Raw genomic sequence first — 16,864 nt, forward strand, 5'->3', positions numbered from 1 at the left:
GCTACCCGGCCGGCGCCAGGTGGCAGCCGGCCACGTGATCGTTGACGAGGCCGCTGGACTGCATCAGCGCGTACACCGTGGTGGGCCCCACGAACTTGTAGCCGCGGGCCCGGAGCGCGCGGCTCAACGCTGTCGACTCCGGCGTGATCGCCGGAACCTCGCCCAGGTCGCTCAGCGGCGCCGGCCGAGCGGCCGGGGCGAAGCTCCAGATCAGCTCGGTGAGGCTTTCGCCCAGGGCGAGCGTGCTGCGGGCGTTGTCGATGGTGGCGGTGATCTTGCCGCGGTGCCGGATGATGCGTTCGTCGCCGAGCAGCCGCTGGACATCCGCCTCGGTGAAGGCGGCCACGGCCTCGATGTCGAAGCCGGCGAACGCGGCCCGGAACGCCGGTCGGCGGCGCAGGATCGTGATCCAGGACAGACCCGCCTGGAAGCCCTCCAGACACAGTTTCTCGAACAGCGCCCGCTCCTCGCGGAGCGGGCGGCCCCATTCCTCGTCGTGGTAACGGCGGTACTCAGGGTCGTTCGCGGCCCAGCCGCACCGGGCCACGCCATCGTCGCCGACCACCACCGAAACCCGTTGGGCCGGGGGAGTGTGCACGGTCACGCGACGTACTCGATGCCCTCGTGGCGCAGCAGCCACTGCTTGGTGGGGATACCCTCGCCGGCGCTGAACCCGGTGATCCGCCCGTTCGAGGCGAGCACTCGGTGACAGCCCACCAGGATCGGCGCCGGGTTCGCGCCGACGGCGCCGCCGATCGCCCGGCCGGCCCCGCTCTTGCCGATCGAGCGGCCGAGCTCGCCATAGGAGAGATGATCGCCGAACGGGATCGTCGCCAGGCCCTGCCAGACGCTCCGCTGGAACTCGGTGCCGCCGGACAGCCGCACGGGCACGTCGAAGGCGGCCCTGGTACCGGCGAAGTACTCGGTGAGTTCCGCCGCGGCGCGCTGGAGCAGCGCGTTGGGCGCCTCGGGCAGGCCCTCCAACGGAAGATGGCCGTGCCTGGTGATCGACAGGGACCAGACCTCGTCGTCGTCGCCGGTGAGTTCGAGCTCGCCGAGTGGACTGGGCACGCGGATCAGGTTCGGGGGAATGGACGCTGGGCTGTTCATACTGCGACTGTAGTCGGCGCTCATCGGAGGTTCCGGCGGTTTTCGGACAGGGGAATTCTCAGCCTGATCGTGCCCTGTGGAGGAGGGGCCAAAGGGCCTCACAGCGTCGCCGCACAGGCATAGTCTGTAGCAATGGCTCAGATCGACTATCGCACTCTTGGCAACTCCGGCCTCGTCGTCTCCACGATCGGGTTGGGCTGCAACAACTTCGGCCGAAACGGCACGAGCACCGAAAGCCAGGCGGGCACGTCCCTGGTGATCGATGCCGCGATCGACACCGGCGTCACCCTGTTCGACACCGCCGACATCTACGGCGCCGAACGGGGACTCAGCGAGACCCTGATGGGCCACGCCCTGCGCGGCAAGCGCGACCAGATCGTGCTCGCCACCAAATTCGGCATGGACATGGCCGGCGCGAACGGCCCCGATTGGGATGCCCGCGGTTCCAGGCGCTACATCCGCCTGGCCGTGGAGGCCTCGCTCAAGCGGCTGCAGACCGACTGGATCGACCTGTACCAGCTGCACCGGCCGGACCCGAACACCCCCATCGAGGAGACCCTGGAAACCCTGGGCGACCTCATCCGGGAGGGCAAAATCCGCTACATCGGCCACTCCAACCTGGCCGGCTGGCAGATCGCCGAGGCCGAGTTCACGGCCAGGATCAATCATCATCCGGCCTTCATCTCGGCGCAGAACGAGTACAGCCTGCTCGTGCGCGACGCGGAGGAAGAGGTTATGCCCGCCGTGAACGCCTACGGACTGGGTTTCCTGCCGTTCTTCCCGCTCTACAACGGGCTGTTCACCGGCAAGTTCAGCCGCGACGGCGGCCCGGCAGACAGCCGCATCATGATGATCCGCCGGCACCTGCTCGACGACGCCCCCTGGGACACCATCGAACGGTACCAACAGTTCTGCGACGATCGCGGCGTGAGCATGCTCGCCGCGACGCTGGCCTGGCTGCTCGCTCAGCCCGGCCTCACCAGCGTCATCGCCGGCGCCACCAAGCCCGAGCAGATCGTGCAGAACGCCGAGGCCGCCACCACCTGGCGGCCCACCACCGAAGACGTGGCGTACATCTCCGCCCTCTTCGCCTAGATCACCCCACCCGCCCCAGATACCAAGGACACCAGATGCTCTGGAAACTGCTCGTACACTACCTCCGCCCGCACTGGCGGTTACTGGTGGCCGTGGTCGTCTTCCAACTGGCGCAATCGATCGCGTCGCTCTACCTGCCCGCGCTGAACGCCGACATCATCGACGAGGGCGTGGCCACCGGAGACACCGGCTACATCATGCGCGTCGGCGGCGTGATGCTGCTGATCACCCTCGGCCAGATCATCTGCGCCATCATCGCCGTCTACTTCGGCGCCAAGGCGGCCATGGCCCTGGGCCGCGACCTGCGCGGCGCGGTCTTCACCAGGGTGGGCGAATTCTCCGAGCAAGAGGTGAGCCGGTTCGGCGCTCCATCGCTGATCACCCGTTCCACCAACGACGTGCAGCAGGTGCAGATGCTCGTGCTGACCACCTGCACCCTGCTGGTCTCCGCGCCGATCCTCTGCATCGGCGGCGTGATCATGGCGATGCGCCAAGACCTCGAACTGTCCTGGCTGATCGCGGTCAGCGTGCCCGTGCTGCTCGTGGCCGTCGGGCTGATCATCGTGCGGATGGTGCCGTTGTTCCGGGTGATGCAGGAACGCATCGACACCGTCAACCGGGTGCTGCGGGAACAGCTCACCGGCATCCGCGTGATTCGCGCCTTCGTGCGCGAAGACGTGGAGACCCGCCGCTTCGGCCAGGCCAACACCGATGTCACCGAGACCGCCCTGCAGGCCGGCCGGCTGATGGCGCTGATGTTCCCCGTGGTGATGCTGGTGCTGAACGTCTCCAGCGTCGCCGTGATCTGGTTCGGCGCCTTCCGTATCGAGGACGGCTCAATGCAGGTCGGTACCCTGATCGCCTTCCTCAGCTACCTCATGCAGATTCTGATGGCCGTGATGATGGCCACCTTCATGGCCGTGATGATCCCGCGCGCCACGGTGTCGGCCGACCGGATCGGTGAGGTGCTCGACACCGCCTCCAGCGTGCGACCGCCGCAGAACCCCGTGAACGAGACCATCGGGCACGGCGAGCTGGAACTGCGCGGGGTCGGCTTCGCCTACCCGGGCGCCGAACAGCCCGTGCTCAGCGACATCAGCTTCGTGGCCAGGCCCGGTTTCACCACCGCCATCATCGGCAGCACCGGGTCGGGCAAGACCACCCTCGTGAACCTGCTGCCGCGGCTGTTCGACGCCACCAGTGGCTCCGTGCTCTTCGACGGGGTGGATGTGCGCGAGCTCAACCCCGACCTGCTCTGGGGCCATATTGGCCTGGTGCCGCAGAAGCCCTACCTGTTCTCCGGCACCGTGCGCAGCAACCTGCAATACGGCAAACCGGATGCCACCGAGGCCGAGATCTGGCAGGCGCTGGAGACCGCGCAGGCCCGAGAGTTCGTCGAACGTCTCGACGGCGGCCTGGACGCCCCGATCTCGCAGGGCGGCACCAATGTCTCCGGCGGGCAGCGGCAACGTCTCGCGATAGCCAGGGCGCTGGTGAAGCGACCTGAGCTGTACATCTTCGACGACTCGTTCTCCGCCCTCGACCTCGCCACGGATGCCCGCCTGCGGGCGGCCCTGGCCAGGGACGTCGCCGACGCCACCATGATCATCGTCGCCCAGCGGGTGTCGACGATCATCGACGCCGACCAGATCCTCGTCGTCGAAGACGGCCGGATCGTGGCGAGCGGTTCCCATGAGGAGTTGCTGGCGACCTCGACGACCTATCAGGAGATTGCGGCATCCCAGCTGGCAGCGGAGGCCACCAAATGAGCGACAGCATCGACGACGCCACCGACGACGACGTGAAGGTTCCCGCGCGGCCCCCGCGTGGCGGCGGCCCCTTCGGCGGCATGAATATGCCCGCCGAGAAGGCCATGAACTTCGGCCAGAGCGCCAAGCGCCTGGTCGGCAAGCTGCGCCCGGAGCGGGTGTGGCTGGCGCTGGTGCTGGTGCTCGCCGTGATCAGCGTCACCTTCTCGGTGATCGGGCCGCGCCTGCTCGGTGAAGGCACCAACCTGATCTTCGCGGGCATCGTGGGCAAGGGCCTCCCGGCCGGGATGAGCCAGGCCGAGGTGATCGCGGGGCTGCGGGCATCCGGAGAGACCGCACAGGCCGACATGCTCAGCGCCATGACCCTCACCCCCGGCCAGGGCATCGACTTCGCCGCCCTGTCGACCGTGCTGTTCTGGGTGCTGGCGCTGTACATCTTCGCCTCGGTGTTCAGCTGGCTGCAAGCCCTCGTGCTCAACGCCGTCGTGCAGCGCACGGTGTTCCGGCTGCGCGAGGAGATCGAGGCCAAGATCAACCGGCTGCCGTTGGGCTACTTCGACACCGTCAAGCGCGGCGAACTGCTCAGCCGGGTCACCAACGACGTCGATAACATCTCGCAGAGCCTGCAGCAGTCGCTCAGCCAGGTGGTCACGTCGCTGCTCACGGTCATCGGCGTCATCGTGATGATGCTGCTGCTCTCGCCGCTGCTCGCCCTCATCGCGCTGGTCACGGTGCCGCTCACCCTGGTCACCACGGTGCTGATCGCCAAGCGCTCGCAGAAACTCTTCGTGGCGCAGTGGACTCACACCGGCGAGCTCAACGGCCAGATCGAGGAGACCTTCTCCGGGCACGCCCTGGTCAAGGTCTTCGGCCGGCAGAAGGAGGTGGAGCAGCGCTTCGCCTCGAAGAACGACGAACTCTACGAAGCCAGCTTCGGTGCCCAGTTCGTGAGCGGCATGATCATGCCGGCGATGACCTTCATCGGCAACCTGGTCTATGTGGCCATTGCCGTGGTCGGCGGGTTGCAGGTGGCCTCTGGCGCCATGCAGCTCGGTGACGTGCAGGCGTTCATCCAGTATTCGCGGCAGTTCACCCAGCCGCTGGCCCAGCTCGGCTCGATGGCCAACCTGCTGCAGTCCGGTGTCGCCAGTGCCGAGCGGGTCTTCGAACTGCTCGACGCCGAGGAGCAGAGCGCGGACGCCGACCCGAACGAGACGCCGGTGCAGACGCGCGGCCGGCTGGTGTTCGAGGACGTGTCGTTCAGCTACAGCGCCGACAAGCCGCTCATCGAGGGCCTGAACCTGGTGGCCGAACCCGGTCAGACCGTGGCGATCGTGGGCCCGACCGGGGCCGGCAAGACCACCCTGGTGAACCTGATCATGCGCTTCTACGAGCTCGACCGCGGCCGGATCACCCTGGACGGTGTCGACATCGCCCGGATGACGCGCAACGACCTGCGCAGCCGGATGGGTATGGTGCTGCAGGACACCTGGCTGTTCGGCGGCACCATCCGAGACAACATCGCCTACGGTCGGCCGGACGCCACCGAGGAGCAGATCCTCGAGGCGGCGAAGGCCACCTACGTGGACAGGTTCGTACACTCCCTGCCGCAAGGCTACGACACCGTGCTCGACGACGAGGGCAGCAACGTCAGCGCGGGGGAGAAGCAGCTGCTCACCATCGCGCGGGCGTTCCTGGCCCGCCCGAGCGTGCTGATCCTCGACGAGGCCACCAGCTCGGTCGACACCCGCACCGAGGTGCTCGTGCAGCACGCCATGAGCGCCCTGCGCGCCGACCGCACCAGCTTCGTGATCGCGCACCGTCTGTCGACCATCCGCGACGCCGACCTGATCCTGGTCATGGAGGCCGGCCACATCGTGGAGCAGGGCAGCCACGAGCAGCTCCTGGCCGCCGACGGGGCGTACCGTTCGCTCTACGACTCCCAGTTCGCCGCCGCCATCGAGTGAGACCGGGCTCGCGAGCACTGACATGAGAAGGGCCCCGAAAACCTCAGGTTTTCGGGGCCCTTCTTACAACGGGGATGGTGGGTGAGGCTACTTGGACGGCCAGACGGGGAGGACGGCCCGGCCCGCCGTGGAGTTGTAGACCACGGCGAAGGAGCCGTACCAGGCCAGCAGCGCGGTGAGGATGCCGAACCAGCCGCCGAGCTGGTGGATCGCGGTGATCCCGGTGAAGGCGCCGATCGCCAGCAGCAGGAAGGTGATCGAGAGGGCGACGAAGACGGCGAAGATCGAGCCGTTGGTCTTCTTCGCGGCGACGGTCATGTAGACGGTGAAGATGGCCCAGGCGAGCAGGAAGGTGCCCATGCCGGCCGCGCCGGCCTCGACGTTGCCGCCGGTGCTCTCGAGGTACCAGAACGCCAGCCAGAACGCCCCGAACGAGGTGAACGCGGTGGCGCCGAACGTATTGCGGTTGTAGAACTCCCAGATGCCCGCGATGACCTGGGCGATTCCGCCGTAGAACAGCGCGAGGCCCAGCACCGCGGCGCTGGACGGCACGATGCCGGTGTTGGACATGCTGAGCACGAAGGTGGTGAGGGCGAAGGCGGCCAGACCCAGGGCGCCGGGATCGGCGAGGGCGCCGTGGGACGGTGCGGCAGGAACAGGTGCAGGTGCTGGCGCGGAAACCACGGAGGCCTCCGGGACAGTCGTATTAATCTGATTCATTTGTTCTGAGATTATCAGCCGCCCCGGTCGCGCCAGGCCCGGCCGAAGTGCACAGGCCGCCGGCCGAACGGGTTCTGCACAGGTTGGCCGGCGACCGGTCGCCCTGGCCGGTTCCGGCGCAGAGTCGGCGCATGCAGAAGACAATCGTGAAGACCCCGACTCCCCAGGATTTCCTCGCCCTCGTGCCCCAACTCGTGGGCTTCCTCCCCGCCCAGAGCCTGGTGCTCGTCGCGTTCCGCGGCAACCGTACCTGCGGCGCCCTGCGGTTCAACCTGCCCAACCCCGACGCCGGGCCGCAGGAGTTGCGCCGCATCGCCGGCGCGCTGCTCGGCACCCTGTGCAAGATCCCCGGCGTCGACGCCCTGGTTCCGGTGACTTACACCGACGAGTCGATCGGCGATGACCCGGCCCTGGGCGTCGCCGACCTGCCGCAGGGGGCGTTCCTGCGGGCGATCCTCACCCGCGCCGGCCAGTCCGGCTTTCTCGTGCGCGACGCGCTGTGCGTGGCCGCGGATGGCTGGGCCTCCTACCTCGACGACGCTCCCGCCCAGGGCGGCCGAGCGCGCCCGACGCCGCTGCGGCATCCGCTCAGCGAGATCGCGGACTCCGGCGTGGCCGAGGCGATCCCGCTCGACGCCCGCAGGGAGCTCGCCAGGTTGCACACCGGCGCCGAGCTGCCCAGGGTCGACCTCACCACCCGGGAACGCTGCGCCAGGCGGTTAGCCCGGTTCCAGCGGCTCGGTCCGGGCCCAGGGCCGATTCCGGAGCTGATCGAAATGGTCGGCGACATGCTCGATCCCGTGGGCACCGCCGAGACCGCCCTCGGGCTGAACCCGGCGGAACTCACCGTCGACGAGGCCGCGGCGCTGCTCTTCCTGATGCAGGGACCGGCCACCCGGGACCAGATGATGCTGCAGTTCGCGTTCGGTGAGGCGGAGGGTCATCGCAGTCTGGCCCTGAACCGGCACTATGCCCGCAGGCAACGGGAGACCGGCCTGAGCATGGACGACGTCGTGGCAGCCGACATGGCGGCCGGCCGGGCGCTGCAGGAGACCGAACCGACCACCGGAGACCTGATGCTGGGCATGAGTGCGGACCGGCCGGACCCGGTGCGGGTGGAACGGGCCATCGGGTTGCTCAAGCTGCTCGTGGCGATGGCGCCGAGGTCGGCCAGGCCGGCGCCGCTCTGCATGCTGGCGTGGCTGAGCTGGACTCTCGGCCGGGGATCCGTCGCGGGCATCCACATCGACACCGCCCTCGATATCGACGGCGAGTACGGCATGGCACTGCTGCTCCTGCAGCTGATCGGTAGCGGCCGTCTGCCGGAGTGGGCGTTCGCCGTGCCGGATGAGACGGAGCTCTAGGGGTGCCTGCTTGCCCTTCGGGCCGGCGGTGCTTCCCGCTCCCTCACCAGCGCGAGTACCTCAGTGTCGGTGAGACGGCTCCAGTGCTCGGCTGCCGGGAACTCTCCGGCCCACTGTCTCGCCGTGGGATCGTCATAGATCAGGAACCAGCCGCAGGCGCAGACGTAGAGGCCTTGCGTGGCCGCGACGTTGAGAAGCCTCATCTCCTCTGCCGTTCCAGGGTGGAGGCCATGCTCGCGGCGCACCCGCCGTTCCGCCTCAAAGACCGCGGTGAGGTCAGGACGTGTCTCGAGCACCTCGCGGCCGGCCTGGGTGATGACGGCCTCGGCCTCGCTCTGCGCGGCGAACCCGCGCTCGACGAAGTCGGAGAGGTGGAAGAGCGATTGGGGCCAGCCCGGCACCCGGTAGCCCTCGTTCCGCACCGCCGGTGGGCCCCCTTGATCGGTGCTCGCCACGTCTTGTCTGGGTAAGGCCGGACCGTCCCGATCAAGAAGCCACAGTTGGCGGCAATAGCTTTCCGCGAGGAACCAGTCTCCCGCGATATGGCGCAGAAGCCAGGCGGGCCTGGTCCGGTCGAACAGGGCCGAGGTGCTCAGCGACGTGATCTGAGGACGCGGCCGGTGCCGGGCTGCGACGGGGGACCGCAGTGCCCGCCTCCCGCGGGCCGTGAGAGTCAACGGTCTCGCTCCGGGAACGTGCGAATCTGGGCCTGGTCCGCTGGGCCGGAACGGGGACGCCCTGACCATTCCACCGTCGACCAGAGCGGCCGCAGCACTGTTGTTTCCAGGGATCCCGTCCCAGAGGTTGTGAAAGCGGATGACCGGACCGTCCGGCGTCAGGGCGAAGACCGGCGTGCTTGCTGAGATCTGCCACAACGTACGCCACTCCAGGCTCGTCATCGGGTGACCCCTGGGGTGGGTTCGACGTGGCGGCCAGTTCATGTCATCATTCTGGCCGAATTCGCCAGTGCCCCCGGTCGGGGCTGAGGCGCCGGGCTAAGCCGCCGGGGCCTGCGCGATGCGCACGGTGTTTCCGGACGGATCCCGGAAGGCGCAATCGCGCGGTCCCCAGGGCTGGTCGGTGGGCTCCTGGAGCACCTCGGCGCCGGACGCGCGCACGGTCTCGAAGGTGGCGTCCACGTCGTCGGAGCTGAACACCAGCATCGGCAGTACGCCCTTGGTGAGCAGCTCCTGCATGGCGTCGCCGTCGGCCCGCGACCGGCCCGCGTGCGGTTCAGACAATACGATCTCGAGCCCGGGCTGGGCATCGCTGCCCAATGTGACCCAGCGGTATTTGCCGGATGGCACGTCGCTGCGCACCTTCAAGCCGAGCGCGTCGCCGTAGAACGCGATCGCCTCGTCGACGTCGTTGACCGTGACGTTGCAGTACTGGAGTGAGATTGTCGGTTCCATACCCGAGAATCTAGGCCGCGGCGCGGGTGTTCGCTTCTTCGATCCTGCTCGGTGTGTTCCGCACCGGGCGGGTGCGGGTCTGGGCGACACAGGCCGGCATCGCCGCGACGGCGTGGTGGGTGCGGGCCCGGTAGGCGCTCGGAGTCTCGCCGACGATCTCGGCGAACCGGGAGCTGAACGAGCCGAGCGAGGTGCAGCCGACGCTCATGCAGGCATCCGTCACGCTGCTGCCGCCGCGCAACAACGCCATCGCCCGCTCGATCCGGCGGGTCATCAGGTATCGGTACGGTGTTTCGCCGTATGCAGCCCGGAACCGACGGGAGAAATGCGCTGGTGACATCAGCGCCCGCCTCGCCATGGTGGGCACGTCGAGCGGCTTGGCGTAGTCCCGGTCGATCAGGTCCCGGGCCCGGCGCAGGCAGGTGAGGGTGTCAAGCTCCTGCGGAGTCATGATTTCACGCTAGCACCGGGCGCCGGAGGCGACTAGAGATGCTTCGGCGCCTCCGACAGCACGCCGTGCAGGATGTCGCCGATCTCACGGATCTCGGCCGGCCCGATGGTCAGCGGGGGCGCGAGTTGCACCACCGGATCGCCCCGGTCGTCCGCCCGGCAATACAGCCCGGCCTCGAACAGGGCGCCGGAGAGGTAGCCGCGCAGCAGCCGCTCGGACTCGGCGTCGGTGAAGGTCTCCTTGGTGGCCTTGTCCTTGACCAGCTCGATGCCGAAGAAGTAGCCCTCGCCGCGCACGTCGCCCACGATCGGCAGGTCGAGCAGCTTCTCCAGCTCGGCCCTGAACACCGGCGAGTTCTCCCGCACGTTCTCGTTCAGTTTCTCCTCGTCGAAGATGTCGAGGTTGGCCAGGGCCACGGCGGCAGACACCGGATGACCGCCGAAGGTGTAGCCGTGATAGAACGCCGTGTCGCCGTGTTTGAACGGCTCGTAGATGCGGTCGCTGATGATGGTCGCACCGATGGGGGAGTACCCGCTGGTCATGCCCTTGGCGCAGGTGATCATGTCGGGCTCGATGCCGAAGGTGGTCGAGGCGAACATGTTGCCGATCCGGCCGAACGCCGTGATGACCTCGTCCGCCACCAGCAGTACGTCGTAGGTGTCACAGATCTCGCGCACCCGCTTGAAGTAACCGGGCGGGGGCGGGAAGCAGCCGCCGGAGTTCTGCACGGGTTCCAGGAAGACCGCGGCGACGGTTTCGGGGCCCTCGAACTGGATCATCTCCTCGATGCGGTTCGCCGCCCACAGCCCGAAGGCCTCCACGTCGTCACCGTGGCCGGAGCCCATCTCATCGGCCCGGTAGAAGTTGGTGTTCGGCACCCGGAAACCGCCGGGGGTGACCGGCTCGAACATCTCCTTCAGTGCCGGGATGCCCGTGATCGCCAAGGCGCCCTGGGTGGTGCCGTGGTAGGCGACGGATCGGGAGATCACCTTGTGCTTGGTGGGCCTGCCCTGCAGCTTCCAGTAGTACTTGGCCAGCTTGAACGCCGTCTCCACGGCCTCGCCCCCGCCGGTGGAGAAGAACACCCGGTTCAGGTCGCCGGGAGCGTGCTCGGCGAGCCGGTCGGCGAGTTCGATGGCGCTCGGGTGCGCATACGACCAGAGCGGGAAGAACGCGAGTTCCTCGGCCTGCGCGGCGGCGGCCTGGGCCAGGCGCTTGCGCCCGTGCCCGGCGTTCACCACGAACAGCCCGCTCAGTCCGTCGATGTACCGCTTGCCCGTCGAATCCCAGATGTGGTGGCCCAGGCCCTTGGTGATGATGGGAACTCCCTGGCCGGATTCCATCACCGACTGGCGGGCGAAATGCATCCAGAGGTGGTCCTTCGCCTTCCGCTGCAGGTCGGCGTTCTCGGCGTCGGTGTAGACGCGCGGACCGGTGCTCTGTTCTGTGGTGGTCATCTCGGTTACCGTGTTCCCCAGTTGTACAACTGTTTGTGAAGCTTGAGGTAGACGAAGGTCTCGGTGGAAGCGACCCCCTCAAGCGCGCGGATCTGTGAATTGAGCAAGGCGATCAGTTCGTCGTCGTTCTCACAGACGACCTCGGCCAGGATGTCGAACGAGCCGGCGGTGAGCACGACATAGTCGACGGCGGGAATCTCGGCGAGCCGGTCGGCCAGGACGCGGGTATCGCCGGTGGCCCGGATGCCGATCATGGCCTGACGGAAGAAGCCCAGCTGCATCGGATCGGTCACCGCGACGATCTGCATGACGCCGGCTTCGGTGAGCTTCTGCACCCGTTGGCGCACGGCCGCTTCGCTCAGGCCCACGGCCTTGCCGATCTCCGCGTACGAGCGGCGGCCGTCGACCTGTAACTGCTCGATGATCTTCTTGGACACATCGTCCAGTTGCGCGGGTCTGCCCGCACTGCCGCGTCCGCTGCTGCTCATCACCCGATTGTGACAGCCGAGGTGCCTTGCGGCAAGTGAATCAGTCGTGAAACACGAGTTTCACAACTGATTCCTCTTACTTGACGCTGGTCGCCCGGATGCCGGGCGGCTAGGCTGGCGCGCATGAGCGCGCTACACAACTTCATCAACGGCGACCACGTCGAGTCCACCGCCGAGAGCACGATCGACCTCATCGACCCGTCCACAGAGCAGAGCTACGGCACCAGCCCGGTCTCGACGGCCGCCGACGTCGACTCCGCCTACAGGGCCGCCGCAGCCGCGTTCGAGGGGTGGGGCGAGTCCACCCCGGCCGAACGACAGCTGGCCCTGTTCCGCATCGCCGACGCCGTCGAGGCGCGCGCCGAGGAGTTCGCCGACGCGGAGTCCAGGGACACCGGCAAGCCGCGCAGCACCCTCGTCGACGATGAGATCCTCGTGTCCGTCGACCAGATCCGCTTCTTCGCCGGTGCCGCCAGGGTGCTCGAGGGGCGCAGTGGCGGCGAGTACCTCAAGGACCACACCTCCTTCATCCGCCGCGAACCCATCGGCGTCGTCGGGCAGGTCACCCCGTGGAACTACCCGCTGAACATGGCCGTCTGGAAGTTCGCCCCGGCGCTCGCCGCGGGCAACACCACTGTGCTCAAGCCCTCGGACACCACCCCGAGCGCCACCCTGCTGCTGGCTGAGGTGGCCGCAGAGTTCCTGCCGCCCGGCGTGCTCAACGTGGTGATGGGGGACCGCAGCACCGGGGCGGCGATGATCGACCACGCCACCCCGCAACTGGTCTCGATCACCGGGTCGGTGCGCGCGGGCATGGAGGTGGCCAGGGCCGCCGCCACCGACCTCAAGCGCGTGCACCTCGAACTCGGCGGCAAGGCGCCGGTCATCGTTTTCGACGACGCCGACATCGAGCAGGCCGTCGAGGGCATATCCGCGGCCGGCTTCTTCAACGCCGGTCAGGATTGCACCGCCGCCACGAGGGTGCTCGTGCAGGAGGGCATCCACGACGAGTTCGTGGCGGCGCTCGCCGCCCATGCCGCCCACGCCGCCCGCACCGGAGCCCCGAGCGAGGAGGGCATCCTGTTCGGCCCGGTGAACAACCAAAACCAGCTGGCGCAGGTGACCGGGTTCATCGACCGGCTGCCCGACCATGCCGTCGTCGAGCTCGGCGGGCACCGGCAGGGCAGCGTCGGGTACTTCCACGAGGCCACGGTGGTCAGCGGCCTGCGGCAGACCGACGAGGCCGTGCAGCGGGAGATCTTCGGCCCCGTGATCACCGTGCAGAGCTTCACCGACGAGGCACAGGCGCTGGCCTGGGCCAACGATGTGCAATACGGATTGGCCTCCTCGGTGTGGACCAGCAATCACGGTCGGGCGATGCGGATGGCCAAGCGGCTGGACTTCGGCTGCGTCTGGATCAACACGCACATCCCGATCGTGGCGGAGATGCCGCACGGCGGGTTCAAGCACTCCGGTTACGGAAAGGACCTGTCGATGTACGGCTTCGAGGACTACACCCGCATCAAGCACGTGATGAGCTACATCGGCTGAGCGAAGCCGGTCGTCGCGTTCCCCCGGTGCGGCCGGGTCTAGCATCGAAGGAACGAGGGAGCCTGATGCAACTGGGACGGGTCGGGTGCGAGACCGCGCCACTGGAGAATGCCGAGTGGACGTTCGTGGTCGGCCGTGGGTTTCTGGCCGTGGTGCCCGCGACCACCGCAACCCCCGTGGTGGCGGCCCTGCATGCGCTGGCGGCCGACGCTGCCGTGGCCGTCGAGGCGCTGGTGGCCCTGATCCCGCTCGGCGGCCCCGACGACACCGATTCGTTCGCGGTGATCGTGCCGGGTACCCGCCGCCCCGGCGACGAGGTCGACGGTGACGGTCTGGCCCATGACGGCATCCCGGTGCACGCCGTCGTGCGCGGCGCCATCGCCGTCGACGTCTTCTCGATCGGCGGATCCCGCCGGTTCACCGACCGCAACATCAGGCCCTGGCTGCTGGCTGAGTTCCAGGCGGTGACCGGGCTTGTGATCGGGTCGCCGTTGGCCGGTGTCGCCCGCTCCGACATGCTCGGTTCCGGTCGGGTGCTCGGCACCGGAATCGACGCCGGTGACACCCTGTTCTGGTCGGTCGCCGGTCGGCCGGTCGACGCCGCAGACACCGTGCTGCGGCCGCGACGGATTCTCGACGACACCGTGATGTGGGACCGGGGGCTACCCGCGCGAGCCGCCGAGCCGGTGGCCGAGCTCACCATCGAAGCCGTTGAGCTGCCCGGACGCTGCGGGTTCAGGCTGGCCACAGGCGACGAGGTGCGCCTGGACAGGGTGTACCGGATCGGGCGCAGCCCCAGGCCCCGCCGCATCCCGACCGGGGAACCGGTGGAACTGCTCGTCGTGCAGTCGCCGACCGAAATCGTGTCGGCCAGTCACCTGGAAATCCGCCAGGACGGCACCGCCGTCGTCGTCACCGACCTCGGGTCGACCAACGGAACCATGGTGCATTTTTCGGCAGGCCGGACCCAGCGGTTGCGCTCAGGGGCGTCTCTGACGGTGCTGCCCGGTACGACGGTGGACATCGGTGACGGTAACCTGATCGAGATACTCCCAGCGGGCTGACCGTCGTCCGCTCTGTTGCCGCACGTTTGTATTCGGAAGGCACCACCCGTGACCCAGATAGGTCAAGGCTCACCCAGCCACACGATCGCGCTCCCCGCGGTGAAGAAATCCGTCACCCTGGCGTGGGCCGCGCTCACCGATGTTGGGCACCGCCGAGAAGTCAATGAAGACAGCCTCGTCACCCGATCGCCCATTTTTGCGGTTGCCGACGGCATGGGCGGCCACTCCGCCGGCGATGTCGCCAGCAACGCCGTGGTGACCCGGCTCGCCGAGCTGGGCGGCGACGCCGACACGACGGCCGAGGCCATCAACACGGCTCTCGCCCTTGCCGTGGACGACATGAAGGCCGGCGAAGGCGTCACCGACCTCGGCACGGGCACCACCGTCACCGGCGTCGCCGTGGCCATAGTGTCGGACGCCCCGCAGTTCATCGCGTACAACATCGGCGACTCCAGGGTCTACCAGCTCACCTCCGGGGTGCTCGAGCAGGTCACCGTCGACCACTCGGTGGTGCAGGAGCTCGTTGACGCGGGCCGGATCACCCGTGAGGAAGCCGATGTGCACCCGCACGGCAACGTGATCACCCGGGCTGTCGGATTCCACGAACCCCCGGTGCCCGACTATCGCATCCTGCCGCTCACGGCGGGTCTGCGCATCCTGGTCTGCTCCGACGGGCTCACCAAGGAACTCACCGCGTACGGCATCCGGCATTTCCTCATGTCGAACCCGAAGGCCGACGACGCCGTGGCGGCACTGGTGACCGCGGCGCTGGAGAACGGCGGCCGCGACAACGTGACCGCGATAGTGCTTGACGTGCTGAGCGTCGACGACCTCGACGTCTAGAATTGGGCAGGATCGTCGATACCCGTGAAGACGACCGCATCCTGCGCCCAGGCAGGTAACCAGACAGGCATTCCGGCTGCTTTCTAGCCGTTCTAGACGATCCACGGGAGGCGCCATGGCGGTACGACTGCCGTCGACGCCGCCGCTGTTGCCGGGTTTCTCCTACCTGCGGCCACTGGGCTCCGGCGGATTCGCCGACGTGTTCCTCTACGAACAGAACCTGCCGCGCCGCCAGGTGGCCGTGAAGGTGCTGCTCGCCGAGGTGGTCAGCGACCCGGTTCGACGCCTGTTCCAAGCCGAAGCGAACCTGATGGCGCAGATGTCCGCACACCCCTCTGTGCTCACGGTGTTCCAGGCCGGAGTGTCCGCCGACGGCCGGCCATACCTGGTGATGGAGTACTGCTCCAACGCCCTCGACCAGCGTTACAGATCCGGACGGCTGCCGGTCTCCGAGCTGCTCCGGATCGGGGTGACCATCGCCAGCGCGGTGGAGACCGCGCACCGGGCCGGGGTGCTGCACCGCGACATCAAGCCGTCGAACATCCTCCTCACCGCCTATGGCCATCCGGTCCTCGCCGATTTCGGCATCGCGGCGACCCTCGGCGAGCTGGAGGAAGCCGACCAGGTGGGGCTCTCGATCCCGTGGTCGGCGCCGGAGGTGCTGTTCGACGAGAGCCCGGGGTCGGTCGCCACCGAGGTGTGGGCGCTCGGCGCGACGCTCTACACACTGTTGGCCGGACGCTCGCCGTTCGAGCTGCCCGGCGACAAGAACAGCCCGGTCCAGCTGATGGCCCGTATCCAGAAGACGGCGCTACCGGCTATCGGCCGCGCCGATGTGCCGCCCCGCCTGGAACTGCTGCTGGCCCGCGCTCTCTCCAAACGACCCGAGCGGCGCCAGGCGAGTGCGATCGAGCTGATCCGGGAACTGCAAGCCGTCGAGGCCGAGCTCGGCCTGGCCCAGACCCCGCTCGAGCTCGCCACCGCCGAGTGGGAGGCCCAAGCGGCCGGGGACGCCGCCGACCAGACCCGGATCAACGGACCCGTCACCGTGGCTGCCCAGCCGGTGCGCCGCCAGCGCCGGGAGCCCGGCGCCGGCCTGTCCCGCACCGGCCTGTCCCGCACCGGCCCGTCCGCCAGCGGCCCCCGACCTGCCCCGCCCCGACCGGACCGTCGGTGGCGCACCGTCGCGGCCGTCGTCGCGGGCGGTCTGCTCGTGGTGGGGCTCGGCGTTGTCGCCGGCGCCCTGCTGCTCGGCCCCGTGCTCTCCGGCGCTCCGGCCGACACCGGGGACGCAGCGCTTCCCACGGTCAGTGACGTGGCCGGCCGGGCCGGCGACGGCACCGTGGTGTTCAGCTGGGCCGACCCGGGTCTCACCGACGGCGACAGCTACGTGGTCAACCTGCCCGGCGGTGAGAGCAGCATCCAGCGCGGCACCGAGTTCACCGTGCAAACCGGTGCGACGCAGGAATCAGCCGTGTGCATCACGGTGAGCGTCAACCGTGACGGCCGCACCGGCGCGGCCAGCGCCGAGAAGTGCGTCGACCCCGCCACGGGAGCGCAATGATACGACGAT

General features: G+C 68.3%; 16 protein-coding genes. 8 read left to right on the forward strand and 8 right to left on the reverse strand.

All coding sequences use genetic code 11. From position 1 onward, the window contains the following. Position 1: 1 nt before the first annotated feature. Entirely contained in the window at positions 2–604 is a 603-nt protein-coding gene (locus tag ACEN2M_RS09300) for a DNA-3-methyladenine glycosylase I (RefSeq protein WP_441647835.1), read from the reverse strand. Continuing rightward, the gene (locus ACEN2M_RS09305) at positions 601–1,110 is read right to left on the reverse strand and encodes a methylated-DNA--[protein]-cysteine S-methyltransferase (protein ID WP_441647836.1); all 510 of its coding nucleotides are present in this window, start codon (positions 1,108–1,110) and stop codon (positions 601–603) included. The genes ACEN2M_RS09300 and ACEN2M_RS09305 overlap by 4 nt, the downstream gene beginning before the upstream one ends. Before the next feature lie 132 nt (positions 1,111–1,242). Between ACEN2M_RS09305 and ACEN2M_RS09310 the strand changes: the two genes are divergently transcribed. The 3 genes from ACEN2M_RS09310 to ACEN2M_RS09320 are packed head-to-tail and all read left to right on the forward strand — an operon-like array spanning position 1,243 to position 5,941. Beyond that, positions 1,243–2,205 (forward strand): aldo/keto reductase, encoded by a 963-nt coding sequence (locus ACEN2M_RS09310; protein ID WP_441647837.1) that lies wholly within the window; start codon positions 1,243–1,245, stop codon positions 2,203–2,205. Positions 2,206–2,240: 35 nt separating this feature from the next. Continuing rightward, positions 2,241–3,974: an ABC transporter ATP-binding protein gene (locus ACEN2M_RS09315; protein WP_441647838.1), complete on the forward strand. Its 1,734-nt coding sequence runs from the start codon at positions 2,241–2,243 to the stop codon at positions 3,972–3,974. Next, entirely contained in the window at positions 3,971–5,941 is a 1,971-nt protein-coding gene (locus tag ACEN2M_RS09320; RefSeq protein ID WP_441647839.1) for an ABC transporter ATP-binding protein, read from the forward strand. Before ACEN2M_RS09315 ends, ACEN2M_RS09320 begins: the two co-directional genes overlap by 4 nt. Before the next feature lie 87 nt (positions 5,942–6,028). On the opposite strand, the gene ACEN2M_RS09325 is transcribed toward ACEN2M_RS09320, so the two are convergent. After that, complete coding sequence (locus tag ACEN2M_RS09325; protein ID WP_441647840.1) at positions 6,029–6,661, reverse strand: acetate uptake transporter; 633 nt, start codon at positions 6,659–6,661, stop codon at positions 6,029–6,031. Positions 6,662–6,792: 131 nt separating this feature from the next. Between ACEN2M_RS09325 and ACEN2M_RS09330 the strand changes: the two genes are divergently transcribed. After that, complete coding sequence (locus tag ACEN2M_RS09330) at positions 6,793–8,025, forward strand: DUF4192 family protein (protein WP_441647841.1); 1,233 nt, start codon at positions 6,793–6,795, stop codon at positions 8,023–8,025. On the opposite strand, the gene ACEN2M_RS09335 is transcribed toward ACEN2M_RS09330, so the two are convergent. From ACEN2M_RS09335 to ACEN2M_RS09355, 5 genes are all read right to left on the reverse strand, one after another. Next, positions 8,022–8,480, reverse strand: a complete 459-nt coding sequence (locus ACEN2M_RS09335; RefSeq protein ID WP_441647842.1) for a hypothetical protein — start codon at positions 8,478–8,480, stop codon at positions 8,022–8,024. The two genes, ACEN2M_RS09330 and ACEN2M_RS09335, sit on opposite strands and share 4 nt — an antisense overlap. A gap of 540 nt (positions 8,481–9,020) precedes the next feature. Continuing rightward, positions 9,021–9,437 carry a VOC family protein gene (locus tag ACEN2M_RS09340; RefSeq protein WP_441647843.1) on the reverse strand — a complete coding sequence of 139 codons (417 nt, stop codon included), beginning with the start codon at positions 9,435–9,437 and terminating at the stop codon, positions 9,021–9,023. Between the two features lie 10 nt (positions 9,438–9,447). Beyond that, positions 9,448–9,888 (reverse strand): helix-turn-helix transcriptional regulator, encoded by a 441-nt coding sequence (locus ACEN2M_RS09345; RefSeq protein WP_441647844.1) that lies wholly within the window; start codon positions 9,886–9,888, stop codon positions 9,448–9,450. A 32-nt stretch (positions 9,889–9,920) separates the two neighbouring features. Further along, positions 9,921–11,345 carry an aspartate aminotransferase family protein gene (locus ACEN2M_RS09350; RefSeq protein WP_441647845.1) on the reverse strand — a complete coding sequence of 475 codons (1,425 nt, stop codon included), beginning with the start codon at positions 11,343–11,345 and terminating at the stop codon, positions 9,921–9,923. A gap of 5 nt (positions 11,346–11,350) precedes the next feature. After that, positions 11,351–11,833 carry an Lrp/AsnC family transcriptional regulator gene (locus tag ACEN2M_RS09355; protein ID WP_441647846.1) on the reverse strand — a complete coding sequence of 161 codons (483 nt, stop codon included), beginning with the start codon at positions 11,831–11,833 and terminating at the stop codon, positions 11,351–11,353. Positions 11,834–11,956: 123 nt separating this feature from the next. Here ACEN2M_RS09355 and ACEN2M_RS09360 point away from each other — a divergent pair, with 123 nt between their 5' ends. The 4 genes from ACEN2M_RS09360 (at position 11,957) to ACEN2M_RS09375 (ending at position 16,855) form a co-directional block, all read left to right on the forward strand. Beyond that, positions 11,957–13,384, forward strand: coding sequence for a gamma-aminobutyraldehyde dehydrogenase (locus ACEN2M_RS09360; protein WP_441647847.1), 1,428 nt, complete (start codon positions 11,957–11,959; stop codon positions 13,382–13,384). Positions 13,385–13,449: 65 nt separating this feature from the next. After that, positions 13,450–14,448, forward strand: coding sequence for an FHA domain-containing protein (locus ACEN2M_RS09365; protein WP_441647848.1), 999 nt, complete (start codon positions 13,450–13,452; stop codon positions 14,446–14,448). A gap of 48 nt (positions 14,449–14,496) precedes the next feature. Continuing rightward, positions 14,497–15,291 (forward strand): PP2C family protein-serine/threonine phosphatase, encoded by a 795-nt coding sequence (locus ACEN2M_RS09370; RefSeq protein ID WP_441647849.1) that lies wholly within the window; start codon positions 14,497–14,499, stop codon positions 15,289–15,291. Between the two features lie 115 nt (positions 15,292–15,406). After that, positions 15,407–16,855, forward strand: a complete 1,449-nt coding sequence (locus ACEN2M_RS09375) for a serine/threonine-protein kinase (RefSeq protein WP_441647850.1) — start codon at positions 15,407–15,409, stop codon at positions 16,853–16,855. The last annotated feature ends 9 nt before the right edge of the window (positions 16,856–16,864 follow it).

Source organism: Cryobacterium sp. W22_MBD10_FK3 (genome assembly GCF_052113745.1).
In the GTDB taxonomy this organism is placed as follows: Bacteria; Actinomycetota; Actinomycetes; order Actinomycetales; family Microbacteriaceae; genus Cryobacterium.